Here is a 13,097-nt window from a genome sequence, read left to right on the forward strand (position 1 = left end):
TTTTTCTTCCCTGAAGGGGGTTATTAACCTGAGCAACTTACCGGAACTTTAATTTTTTACCTCAAATTCAACTATTTTTTCAATGATATGATTACCAGCATTATAGATTGTAGCACCATACTGACCTTCTTCAAGACCTTCTGGAACTGAAAGCTTAGCGGTAAAATATCCAGCCTTGCTTATTTCTATATTTTCTTCTACTTTAAATCTATTTTGTGTTGATACTTTACCTTTGTACCAAACCACTGTTGCATTCTTAATAGCTAGTTTTTTACCCTTTGCAGAAAGATAAACTGTATCTTTGGATGTAAAAGTGTTAGTGGATTCAGTGGGTCTTCCTTTGTCATCTACACTTTTAGTTAGTGTAATGTCTACAATTTTAGGACCGTTGAAGTATTTATAAGCAGCACCTCCTCCGATTAGTATTAAAATCACTATTATTACTGGTATTAATAATTTTTTCATAACCAATTCCTCCAAACCTTAATTAATATTTTCTCTATGTGTATTATTCTACTAGCACTTCCCTTGGATACATATTAGTTTATATTTCATTAAGGTTACATTTTTGAAAGGTTTGAAATTATTGTACTTTAACAAATAAAAAATAATGGATTATCAGCTATCATAATCCACAATAGCCATTAATCCATTATTAACATACATTTAATTAATTAAATTAACCCTGCCTAAGGGGAAGATAATACTAACCTTTGTACCTTCACCAATTTTTGAGGTTAAGCTAAGGCCTAAGCCTAGTTGTTCACAAAGTTTTTTGCACAAATAAAGCCCTATGCCAGTAGACTTACTAAGCTTTCTTCCATTATCTCCGGTAAAGCCCTTTTCAAAAACTCTATTAATATCTTTATCTATGATACCTATGCCGTTATCTTCCACAGTAAGGACTATATTGTCTTCATTTAGAACAGTATAAACTTTTACCTTGGGTTTGTTTTCACTACTATATTTAATAGAATTTCCTATGATTTGATTTAAGATGAATTCAAGCCACTTGGCATCACAGTATATAGTACCTTCTACTCCTTCTATGTCCACTGAAATTCTTTTGTTTATAAAGTCTCTGGAATTCTTCTTTATAGTACTTCTTACTATAGTACCTAAAGATAGTGGCTTTATTATATAATCTTTGCCTACATTATTACTTCTTGAATAATAAAGTACTTGTTCAATGTAATCCTCAATTTTCATTAATTCGTAATCAATACTCTTAGTTACTGAATTTTGATTATTTTCTAGTATTAATCTTGTGGAGGAAATAGGAGTCTTTATTTCATGAACCCAGGTTTCTATATATTCTCTATATTCACTTTGCATATCTCTATATCTTTTTACATTTTCATGCATACTTTTGTTGGTATCCTTTAATATATTATATAAAACCTTACCTTCAATAAAATTTGGCTCTTCAATGATTTCAGAAAGGAGATACTTTCTATCCAAGTTATCCATAGTACTAGTTACTTCCTCATAAAACCTTTTTGATTTGATAAATTCTACAATAATAAAAGAAAAAATGGGCAGAAACCATATGGAGAGTGTTAGGACAATTACACTGGTACTAATGTTAATGAGCAACATTATGGAGCAGATGATAATGGATAATATAAAGTTAATTAAAAGAAATAAAAGTCTGTCTTTTAAATAATCGATTAAACTCATGGCAGTATGTATCCAAGTCCACGTCTAGTTTCTATGGTCTCGCTCATTCCTACTTCCTCTAATTTCTTTCTTAGTCTTGTGACATTAACAGATAAATTATTATCATCTACAAAGATATCTGAGTTCCACATAAAATCCATCAGCTCATCTCTAGATACTATTTTACCCTTGTTCTTAATCATGCAGGAAAGTATCTTAAGCTCGTTTCTTGTTAGTTCCACTGTATTGCCTTTGTAAGTAATTGAACTATTTGATAAATTAAGCTTTAAATCGTAGTAATACATGGTGTCCTGAGGAGAGGAGCCACTTGATCTTCTTAAGATAGAGGAAATCCGTGCTAAAAGAATTTGAGTATTATAAGGTTTTGTGATAAAGTCATCAGCACCTAAATTCATACTCATAAGTTCATCCATCTCGCTGTCTCTGCTTGTAACCACTATAATTGGCATATTTGACTTTTTTCTTATTTCTCTGCATATGTGATAGCCATCAAATATAGGCAGATTTATATCTAAAAGTAATAAATCTGGATCTTCTTTTAGTATGTAATCCACAATGTTTTCAAAATTTGAAGGAGCAAGAACTTCGTATCCATACCTTGTTAAAAAGACTTTTAGTTCCTCCCTTATGGTTTCAGTATCTTCAACAATAATTATATTTGACATAGATTCACTTCCTTTGTAAAAACCTATCAGATTAATGATATTATAATTTATTATAAGTATTACTGCAAAAAATAAATCTAAATTTTCGAAAAGGAGGCATGAATGAAAATTTAATAATTGAAGGTTTACAGAATTAAGTTAAGGAACTAAATTATCTTGGAAATGCTCCATTATTTATATCAATGCATGTACCGTTTATATACTCTGGGCTATCTGTTGCCAGCCAATATATTGTTTTTGCTACTTCTTCTGGTTTAGCGAATCGATCTAAATAAACGCTGCTTTTTATATCTTTTTTTCTTTGTTCAGGTATTTGTGTCATCATATCTGTTTCTACAGGCCCTGGGGCTACAGCATTTATTATAATTCCTTTACTTCCTAATAGCTTGGCAAAACTTTTAGTGGCATTAATTAATCCAGCTTTTGATACTCCATACCATATGTCCGGATGTCCAATTTGCCCTGCAATTGACGAGGTGTTTATAATCCTCCCATTACCAGAAGCAATCATTGATTTTGAAACATGTTTTATAAATTCGATAGGTGCATAAAGATTTATGTTCATAATTTTTTTGATTTCTTCTTCTGAATAAATATCATAAGGAATAGAACTCATTATTCCAGCATTATTAACCAATATATCTATATGACCAAGCTCACTAACTAACTTATCTATACCATTTACATAAGATAAATCATACTCTATCTTTACAACATTCTCATTATCATTAAATTCAAAGTTAGCATAATCCCTTGCAACAGTTATAATTTTATAATTATCTTTAAGAAATAGTCTAGTACACTCTAATCCAATTCCTTTATTACCGCCAGTTATTAATACAGTTTTCCTCATTGCATTCACTTCTTTCTTATTAATTCTTTTAATTACATATTATTATATAATAAACTTTCATAAACATTGTTGAATAAAAAATACAATTATTATTGATTCTAATAGTAAGATTTAATTTAAGTAAAAGTTTTGAAGCATTATATAATCTATGATCTTAAGTGTGTAAAAATATTACCAGGCTAAATAATTATAAAAAATGAATATAAACAAATAAAAGTTCAATAATACTAAACATAGAGCATATAATGAATATTGCCAGAGTTAAAATGACATGTTGAAATTAGGTGTTGACAGTACATTGTATAATTGATAATATATGTATAATTTAATAAATAAAGGCCTTGAAGAGGAAGAGTAGTTATATAACTGAAATAAAGAGAGGGAATGTTGGTGGAAATTTCCCATGATGTGTATGATAAAGGTAGCCTCTGAGCTGTAAACCGAAATCTATGAGAGAGTAGGCTTTAACGGAGATCCCGCTGTTAAAAGGGAAGTAGTATCGGCAATATAAAGAGCCCGCACTATAATGAGAGTGTACATCAGTACAAACTTAGGTGGTACCACGGAGATTATCCTTCGTCCTATATTTTTAGGACGAAGGTTTTTTTATTTTAATTAAAACAAGGTATTTCCATTTTGTTCACAATAACGGCTAGTCGTTTTGATTTTATAAACTTTATAAATTATTTATCAATGTATGATGCAGAAAATAGTGCACGATTTTCTCTCATCGTAAACTAACTTTTATATAGGAGGAATCAATATGTTAAGTAAAAAATATAACCCATTAGAGATTGAAAATAAATGGCAGCAGTATTGGCAAGATAATGAGATATATAAATATGATTTTAATAGTGATAAAGAAACTTTTTCAATAGATACACCACCGCCTACTATAAGCGGAAGCCTTCATATAGGTCATATATTTTCTTATACTCAGGCTGAAATTATAGCAAGATTTCAAAGAATGCAGGGGAAAAATGTATTTTACCCTTTTGGCTTCGATGACAATGGGCTGCCTACAGAAAGACTTGTAGAGAAAGAAGAAGGTATAAGAGCTTCGTCCATGCCGAGAAGTGAGTTTATTGAAAGGTGTTTAAAAACCACTAAAAAATATGAGGAGGAATTTAAAGATCTTTGGACATCAATGGGTTTTAGCGTAGATTGGAGTCTTCAATATGAGACTATCAATAAAAGAATACAAAAAATATCACAGAAGGCCTTCATAGATATGGCTAAAGCAGGAAAGGCATATATAAAGCAATCACCGGTTTTGTGGTGTACTACTTGTCAAACCTCCATAGCCCAAGCAGAACTTGAAACAACAGAGAAGGAAAGCACCTTTAATTATATTCCATTTCTCGTTAATGGGGAGGAGCTCATAGTTGCAACCACTAGGCCAGAACTTTTATATGGATGCATATGCTTATTTATAAATCCAGAAGATGAAAGATATAAAAGATATATAGGTAAAACCGCTATAGTACCACTTTATAACTTTGAGATACCAATTTATTCAGATGAAAAGGTAAGCTTAGAAAAGGGAACAGGTTTAGTTATGTGTGCAACCTTTGGAGATACTACTGACTTAGAATGGTATGAAAAGCATAAATTGAGTTATAAAAGGGTAATTGAGGCTAATGGTAAAATATCTAGTGAAGTTCCTTATATAGGAGGCTTAAAGGTAGCTAACGCTAGAGAAAAGATAATAGAGCTTCTTAGAGAAAATAACCTTTTAATAAAAAGCGAAGCTATTACCCATAAGGTTTCAGTTCATGAGAGATGTGGAAAGCCAATAGAGATAATACCTTCAAAACAGTGGTATATTGATATATTGAGTGAAAAAGAAAAATATCTAAAAGCTGCGGACAGCATAAATTGGTACCCTGCTTCAATGAAGACTAAGTATATAAACTGGGTTGAAAACTTGAAATGGGACTGGTGTATTTCGAGGCAGCGGTATTATGGAGTTCCATTTCCGCTATGGTATTGCAATAAATGCGGAAAGGCTATTTTCTCAAAGGAAGAGAAGCTCCCAATGAATCCTATGGAATCAAAACCGTCTTCTGCTTGTTCCTGTGGATGTAATGAATTCACCGCTGAAACAGCTGTATTGGATACCTGGGCTACATCTTCATTAACTCCAATGATAAATTCAGATTGGAAGGGTGATAGAAATTTAACCAAGAAGCTTATGCCAATGGGAATGAGAACTCAGGCACATGAAATTATTAGAACCTGGGCCTTTTATACCATAGTTAGAAGTCTGTTTCATACAGGAGAGCTTCCTTGGAAGGATATAATGATATGTGGGTTTGTTTTAGCTAAAAAAGGAGAGAAGATAAGTAAATCAAAGAACAATGGGACTTTATCACCAAAGGACCTTATTGATAGACATTCAGCTGATGAACTTAGGTATTGGTCTGCTGGTGCAAGGCTTGGGACAGATACTATGTTCTCTGAAGAGGAACTTAAGCAGTCTAAAAGATTTGTAACAAAGCTGTGGAATGCAGCAAGTTTTTGTATCATGCAGCTTCAAGATTTCGATGGAGAAAGACCAGAGAAGCTGCTACCGATTGATAGTTGGATTATAGAAAAAGCTAAAAAGACAGAAGAAGACATGAAAGATTACCTAAATCAATATGAGATAGGTCTAGCTAAAAAGGAGATAGATGAATTTTTCTGGAGTGATTTTTGTGATAATTATCTAGAGATAATAAAGGACAGATTATATAAGCCTGAAGTACACGGAAGTAATGAGAGGAAATCAGCTCAATATGCATTATATAAAAGTCTTTTAGAAATATTGAAGCTTTATTCCATATATGTTCCACACATTACTGAAGAGATTTATCAAGAATATTTTAGAGCCTTTGAAAAAAGTATATCTATTCACAGTTTAGAATGGGGACTCGATGTAGATATAGAAAAAGAGAATTTGCTCGAGTTTGGAGAGCTTATTGAGGGTATTGTTTCAGAAGTAAGAAGATATAAATCTGAGAGAAATCTTTCTTTGAAGGAAAGCTTGAGTACTTTAAGAATTAGTATCTCAAAAGAATTTGATAGTCAGTTTGAGAAAACCTTGAAGGATTTAAAAGCATGTACTTGGGCAGAGAATATTGAATTGCATTTTGATGAAAAGTTTAGTGTAGAGATAATAAAATAGGAGTTTATTAAAAAAAGTCATTGAAGTGCTTAAGTCTAGCTAAGTTAAAAATTTAATAATTTTCTATACAGTAAAAAAAGCGTAAGCTAGATGGTATATGGCTTACGCTCCTTGGTCTATTATATCTATTTGGATTATACTTAGGGGTTACAAAATTATGGAGGCACCACTTCGTAATGAAATTTATTATTTTTAAATTCTCTCACCTGAAGCCGTGAGAGTTTAAAAAATAGATTTAGGCTTGAAGTGGCACATCTCTATATATGACAGAATTATTGTATTAAATCAAGGGTTTACCAGCCAACTCTAACTACAAGTCCTTTAGGATCATTTACATCTAGATATGCTGCTAGGCTATCATCGAAGCAGAAACCGTAAGCAAGTCCATTGATGCTGTGATCATGCCAGAACTTAGAATAGTAATTTGAAGGTGCAGCCTTGTATAAATAGCTTGGATTGTTCCAGTTAGCAGGATCATCAACTATATGTCTATTAAGAGCAGCGCATAATTGATATTCAACTGTTTTCTCATCGTCAGTTCCTGTTACTAGGTTCCCAGCTCCAGCAAGTATATCGTAAGTTGATGGCTTACCATGGATGTATATATTAGAAGGACCACCATTTTTACTGAATACAAAGTCATTACCTATTACACGTCCAGTAAAGGTACCGCTCCAACAAGTGAAAGTAAGGTTTTTAGTAGCATAAGTACTCCAAACCTGATTTACATAACTATCATAATAGTTTGCATAAGCTCCACCTGATTTGAAGTTATTGCCTCTGTAAGGAGGTAATATTCTATAAGGAGCTTGAAGAGTTGCTGATTCTTTAAAAGCAGCTGGTACTTCGTTTGAATATTTTGTGAATAAACCTGAACGAGTCTCAGTTTCTAACTCTCCAACAGTTCTATCAAAGCTTCCTGATTTGTTGATAAGTCTATGTTGTATTGGGAAGCCAAATCCATCAACTCTAGTAGTGTTTCCGTGATATCCATTACCGTCTAGAGTGAATTCAACAAAATCAAAGTAAATATTTCTGTTTGGATCAGATGAATTGTTTACATCTGGCCAAGTATATCCATTGTCAAAAGTTCTAATATAACAAGGGCTTCCAACACTTAGATACATTCTAGCTGCATAAAGTTTTGGTAGGTTAACCCATTGCTTTTGGCTTACAGTATAGAATACATTTGCATAGTTGACATTGTTTTTTGTAAGGTGTCCAGATGCATCATTTAATGTACTTGTAAGTGGAATTACATTTCCATTTAAGTCAACATAGCATACTTTGCCTGTAAGAGGATCAGTTCCGAAAATAGCCCAGTATATATTGCTATCTGAATAGGCACCATTTGTACCATTAAGTATTCTGAAGGTCATAGCGCCATTTCCTGTTGGAGCAGGTACTGAAGAGGCAGCAACAGAATAGATTGAGTTAGATACTGTACCTGGAGCTGTTATCTTAACAGAAGTCATCTTATCGTTACAATCTGCACCAACGTAAGAGGTATCAGTTGTAAAAGTCCATTTTGTACCTGTAAAATTATCATCTTGATAGATTTCAACAGTCCAACCAGAAGGGACCTTTAAAGAAGAAGCCCAATCGTTAGGAATTCCAGCAGCATTAAGCTGAGTCATTGTGTATGAACCTGCACCAAGAGTTACAGCTGTTCCACCGTAATTAGCATCTTGGTAAAAGGTTACGCCTGTTGCTGCTTTTACACTAGAGATAGGCAACAAGGTTCCCATAAAGACAGCCACAAGGATAAAGTATAGGAATTTTTTCATTTTTGACATAATAATAGCCCTCCAAATTATTAATAAATTTTGATAGAAGTAGCTTTGTCGTTAACTGTAGCGCCTACATAGGAGCTATTTGCTGTAAAGGCCCATTTTGTGCCTGTAAAATTATCATTTTCATAAAGTTCAACAGTCCAACCAGATGGTACTTTTAAAGAAGAAACCCAATCATTTGGAATTCCAGCAGCACTAAGTTGAGCCATGGTGTAATTTCCTTTTGGCAATGCGATTGAAGTTCCGCCATAGTTAGCATCTTGATAGAAAGTAGCATTGTTAACAGTTACTGTTTGATAGATTTTACCCATGCTTGTAAGATTATCATTGCTATCATATAAAGATGAGTATTTTGTTACTGGATCAGTAGGACATTTATCCATGAACCAAGCGTATCTTTCAACGAAAGGAAGACTCTCTAGCATTGCTACTACGCTCTGCATATAAGAATCTGCAGCTTGCTGAGAAACTGGAGCACTAGTCTTTATACCCCATGCATTTATATCTACTGTACCTAGTTCTGTAATCCAAATTGGCTTCTTATATTTGTTATATACATTAGTTATCTTAGTCTTTATATCATTTATTGAATTAGGGTTTGTGAAGTCAGGATAGAAGTGAAGTGCTATAAAGTCAACTCTGTAACCTTTGCTGTTAGCTTGAGTCATAAAGTTGTCAAGCCAGCCATTATCAGGAGTAGTTGGAGCAGGGCTTCCAAGACGTAAACCTGTATTCATAAGTTGAGGCCAGTAACCTATTGCCTCATCAACAGACATAGCTGCTTGACCTGCTAAGTCAGGCTCATTGAAGGCTAAAAGATTTTTAAACTTTCCTGAAGCTTTACCCTGAGTTAGGGCTGTAATATTTGAGGAAGTTACATAATCTCTTCCCCAAACCATAGGTACATACTCCATGTTTGTAGAGGTTGTAGCACTGTAGTTAGTTGACCAGTTGTAGAACCAGCCTACATTAAGATTGCTAAGTTTAGTAAGATTGTTATTACAGTAGTAGTTAGAAGCAACTCCTTTTTTTGATACACTTCCAACTGCTAATGCCTTTTCAGGTTTGAAAACACCGAAAAGACCTACTTGGCCTATAAGGACTAAGGACGCAAGTGAAAGAAGCAATGATTTCTTTTTAAATACTTTAGTGATCATTTTTATAATCCTCCTATTATATATTTTAAAATCTATTTAAAGTTTTAATAGATTACAGTGGTAGAAGTTAAAGAGTTTATAAAGAAAATTATTAGAGAGTTTAGATAGTTTAGGGAGTTTCAGATATATATAATCTATGAAAAAGAAATTATATTGAAATATTTAAAGATATATATAGATATTCTAGTTCTATAAATTTAAACAATACTAGAATTAATTTTAACTATTAACGGTATACTACTTGATTCATAGATTTTATATGGGAATGGTACATGCGTATATGAGTTTAAATGTGAGGAAATTAGACTTAATAATCATTTATTAGAGTTTCCAAGTAAATGAGATTAAGTGTAAGAAACAAATATAAGATTATAAAGTTATTTATGAAATGCACATAAGTGAATAATGTATCGTTTTATAGAAAATATTATAACATAAAATTTAGAAAGTTCCATAGAATTTGGGTAAAATTTATAAAAAAGTTATTATGAAATAGACCATAAAATAAGTGTATTTATTAAAAAAACGAGCATCATAAATACTATGAATATTATTTAAGGAGTTGAAAAAATGAGTAAAGTATTATATATAAAAGCAAACTGCAAACCAGAAGGAGTATCAAGAACTTTTAAAATCTCAGATAGTTTTATTGAAGAGTATAAAAAACTTAATCCCAATGATGAGATAATAACCTTGGACTTATATAAAGAAGACATTAATTTCTTATCAGGAGAGGATCTTGGATCAGTATTCGGACCTAAAACTGAAGAGAGTAGGAAACATCCTGTATTGAAATATGCATATCAATTTGCTGAAGCAGATAAGTATGTAGTTGCAGCACCTATGTGGAACTTAGGCAGTCCTTCAATTCTAAAAGCATACATAGATTATGTAAGTGTTACAGGAATAACTTTTAAGTATACAGAGCAAGGACCTGTTGGCCTTCTTCAAGGTAAAAAAGCAATTCATGTTGTGGCCAGAGGAGGAGCTTATTCTGAAGGTCCAGCTGCAGATTTTGAAATGGGAGATAGATATCTAAGAACAATCTTTGGTTTCTTTGGAATAACAGATTTTACTACCATAGCTGCAGAAATGTTAGATGTGGTTGGTCAAGATGTAGATGCTATTTTAGATGGAGCAATAAACAAGGCAAAGGATTTAGTAAAAGACTTTTAATGAAAGTTGAGCTATCTTATCTGTTTAAGCTAAAATAAGGATTTTATTAAGCTATTATAAGTATATAAAAAAGAAGCTGTATAACTAAAGAATTGGTGAACAGCTTCTTTTAGATTATTAGTTAATTTTTTATATCACTCTTATTAAAACTTATTACAGTTGCACCCATATCATCTGGAGTATCTGCACTTTCTAGAATGGAGTATCTAACTCCATCACCAGGATAGGTCTTGGCTATTTTAGGGGAATAAGTAGGTTGACCTTGCTCAAAATTGTTTTTATCAGCATATGTATCATAATTTATATTCTTGATGATTTGTCCATCAGTTTCGTACTCTGCAAACTTATTTACTAAGATGCTACCGTCCTTCCCTAATGTTCCTTTTATTATACGTACATAGCCTTCTTTATGATTGTTAAACGAATCAAGAAATTTGTCCAACATTGATATATTATATACTTCAAGTTTATCACTATTATCTTTTGAAACCATTATTACACTACCATTTTTTAGAGATTGCTCAAAATTTCTAGCCTCCTCAATATTAGGTTTCTTTAAATCAGTTGGTTCTTTAAATGATTTTTCTAAATCTTTACTGCTATTTTCACTAGATTTGTTTAAATCATTATTTTCTTGAGTTGAAGAAGTCTTAGTAGATGTTACTGTTTTATTATTTATACTTTTGTTGTTTTCCATAGTGTTAGAGCATCCGCTAAACGATGTAATTGTCACTACAACTATGACTAAAATTATATATCTTTTCATGACTGTGCCTCCTTAATTAAAGATAAAATATTATAGTGTATAAATTGGTTTTTTGCATAGATAGACAATGAGATAAACTATAAAATGCTTATATGTTAAATTTTACATTTTATAACACTGGTTTACAACTTTTTTAGGGTGAAAATATAAGTTTTAAGTCATTTATTTAGTAGGAGATAAATAAATATAGATAACTGTGTTGATACAGTTATGGTTTTTAATATTTGAACAGTATGTTTAAGTTTTTATATAATTATAATGAGAAATAATAGGTTTAATATTTTAAATAACTATATAAATTATGCTAGTTTTAAAACTATTGCTAAAATTAATTGCAACACAATACTTTAATAGCGCAAAAAATTGAAGAAGATATAGGGAGGATATACATATGAGTTTTCCTAAGAATTTTTTATGGGGTGGCGCTGTAGCTGCTCACCAATTAGAAGGTGGATGGAATAAAGGCGGAAAGGGGCCAAGTGTTGCTGATGTTATGACTGCAGGGGCACATGGAGTTCCAAGAGTTATTACTGATGGAGTAATTCCAGGAAATAATTATCCAAATCATGAGGCTATAGATTTTTACACTCATTATAAAGAAGATATTGCTTTGTTTGGAGAGATGGGTTTCAAATGTTTTAGAACCTCAATTGCATGGTCTAGAATATTTCCTAATGGAGATGAATTAGAACCAAATGAAGAAGGCTTAAAATTCTATGATGACATGTTTGATGAATTGATAAAAAATAATATAGAGCCAGTAATAACTTTATCACATTTTGAAATGCCTTATGGCTTAGCTAAGAAGTACGGTGGCTGGAGAAGCAGAGAAGTTATTGACTGCTTTGTAAGATATGCAAAGACAGTGTTTACAAGATATCAACATAAAGTAAAGTATTGGATGACCTTTAATGAGATTAATAATCAAAAAAATGTTGATGTTGATATATTCGCTTGGACTTGTTCAGGAGTTAGGTTCAATGAAGGTGAAAATAGAGAAGAAGTAATGTACCAAGCAGTTCACCACGAATTAGTTGCAAGTGCATTAGCTATAAAAGCAGGTCATGAAATAAATCCTGAATTAAAGATAGGTTGTATGATTGCCTTTGTTCCGATTTATCCATTCTCCTGTCATCCTGATGATATGATATTATCAGTAGAAGCAATGCATGATAGATATCTATTTGCTGATGTTCACTGTAGAGGACATTATCCAAAATATGCGTTGAAAGAATGGCAAAGAAAAGGCTACGATATAAAGATGGAACCTGAGGATGCTAAGATATTAGAAGAAGGAACAGCAGATTACATTGGATTCAGTTATTACATGTCTAATGCTGTTAAAACTGGAGCTAACGAAGCTGCAGATGGATTATCTGGTGGTCAAAAATCAACAGTCAAAAACCCTTATGTAAAGGCTTCAGATTGGGGCTGGCAGATCGATCCAGTAGGTTTGAGGTATTCCTTAAATATGCTGTACGAGAGATATGAGTTACCATTATTCATAGTTGAAAACGGCTTTGGAGCTATAGATGTTAAGGAAGAAGACGGTACAGTAAATGATGACTATAGAATAGCATATTTAAGAGCACATATAGAAGAAATGGAAAAAGCTATAAATCTTGATGGAGTAGAATTAATGGGATATACTCCATGGGGATGTATTGACTTAGTTTCCTTCACTACAGGAGAAATGAAAAAACGTTATGGCTTCATATATGTAGATAAAGATAATGAAGGCAATGGAACTCTTGAAAGATCAAAGAAGAGATCTTTTGATTGGTATAAGAAAGTTATTGCAACTAATGGCGAGGATTTAAGCGATAATTAATATAAGAAAA

At 32.2% G+C, this 13,097-nt stretch carries 10 protein-coding genes and 1 other annotated feature; of the genes, 3 read left to right on the top strand and 7 right to left on the bottom strand.

Annotated features, from left to right (window positions below):
• Positions 1-48 precede the first annotated feature (48 nt).
• From JHL18_RS04125 to JHL18_RS04140, 4 genes are all read right to left on the bottom strand, one after another.
• Positions 49-465, bottom strand: coding sequence for a hypothetical protein (locus JHL18_RS04125; RefSeq protein WP_200266409.1), 417 nt, complete (start codon positions 463-465; stop codon positions 49-51).
• Positions 466-666: 201 nt separating this feature from the next.
• Positions 667-1,680: a sensor histidine kinase gene (locus JHL18_RS04130; protein ID WP_200266411.1), complete on the bottom strand. Its 1,014-nt coding sequence runs from the start codon at positions 1,678-1,680 to the stop codon at positions 667-669.
• On the bottom strand, positions 1,677-2,345 hold the full coding sequence (locus JHL18_RS04135) for a response regulator transcription factor (protein ID WP_200266413.1): 669 nt from the start codon (positions 2,343-2,345) through the stop codon (positions 1,677-1,679). Before JHL18_RS04135 ends, JHL18_RS04130 begins: the two co-directional genes overlap by 4 nt.
• A gap of 151 nt (positions 2,346-2,496) precedes the next feature.
• On the bottom strand, positions 2,497-3,198 hold the full coding sequence (locus JHL18_RS04140) for an SDR family NAD(P)-dependent oxidoreductase (RefSeq protein WP_200266415.1): 702 nt from the start codon (positions 3,196-3,198) through the stop codon (positions 2,497-2,499).
• Between the two features lie 332 nt (positions 3,199-3,530).
• Positions 3,531-3,785 (top strand) — a binding site (T-box leader).
• Between the two features lie 176 nt (positions 3,786-3,961).
• On the opposite strand from JHL18_RS04140, the gene JHL18_RS04145 reads away from it, so the two are divergent.
• Positions 3,962-6,364 (top strand): valine--tRNA ligase, encoded by a 2,403-nt coding sequence (locus tag JHL18_RS04145; RefSeq protein ID WP_200266417.1) that lies wholly within the window; start codon positions 3,962-3,964, stop codon positions 6,362-6,364.
• Between the two features lie 293 nt (positions 6,365-6,657).
• Here the strand turns inward: JHL18_RS04145 and JHL18_RS04150 are convergent, their stop codons facing one another.
• Together JHL18_RS04150 and JHL18_RS25835 are read right to left on the bottom strand one after the other, a co-directional pair.
• A complete protein-coding gene (locus tag JHL18_RS04150) occupies positions 6,658-8,160 on the bottom strand; it encodes a beta-1,3-glucanase family protein (protein WP_200266419.1) in 1,503 nt (500 codons plus the stop codon).
• 20 nt (positions 8,161-8,180) lie between these two features.
• Positions 8,181-9,314, bottom strand: a complete 1,134-nt coding sequence (locus tag JHL18_RS25835) for a glycosyl hydrolase (protein WP_243277777.1) — start codon at positions 9,312-9,314, stop codon at positions 8,181-8,183.
• A 570-nt stretch (positions 9,315-9,884) separates the two neighbouring features.
• Here JHL18_RS25835 and JHL18_RS04160 point away from each other — a divergent pair.
• Positions 9,885-10,490 (top strand): FMN-dependent NADH-azoreductase, encoded by a 606-nt coding sequence (locus tag JHL18_RS04160; protein ID WP_200266421.1) that lies wholly within the window; start codon positions 9,885-9,887, stop codon positions 10,488-10,490.
• A 121-nt stretch (positions 10,491-10,611) separates the two neighbouring features.
• Here the strand turns inward: JHL18_RS04160 and JHL18_RS04165 are convergent, their stop codons facing one another.
• On the bottom strand, positions 10,612-11,256 hold the full coding sequence (locus JHL18_RS04165) for a hypothetical protein (protein ID WP_200266423.1): 645 nt from the start codon (positions 11,254-11,256) through the stop codon (positions 10,612-10,614).
• 391 nt (positions 11,257-11,647) lie between these two features.
• Here JHL18_RS04165 and JHL18_RS04170 point away from each other — a divergent pair, with 391 nt between their 5' ends.
• Complete coding sequence (locus tag JHL18_RS04170) at positions 11,648-13,087, top strand: 6-phospho-beta-glucosidase (protein WP_200266425.1); 1,440 nt, start codon at positions 11,648-11,650, stop codon at positions 13,085-13,087.
• The last annotated feature ends 10 nt before the right edge of the window (positions 13,088-13,097 follow it).

This window comes from Clostridium yunnanense (assembly GCF_016595795.1).
GTDB classification, from domain to species: domain Bacteria; phylum Bacillota; class Clostridia; order Clostridiales; family Clostridiaceae; genus Clostridium_AR; species Clostridium_AR yunnanense.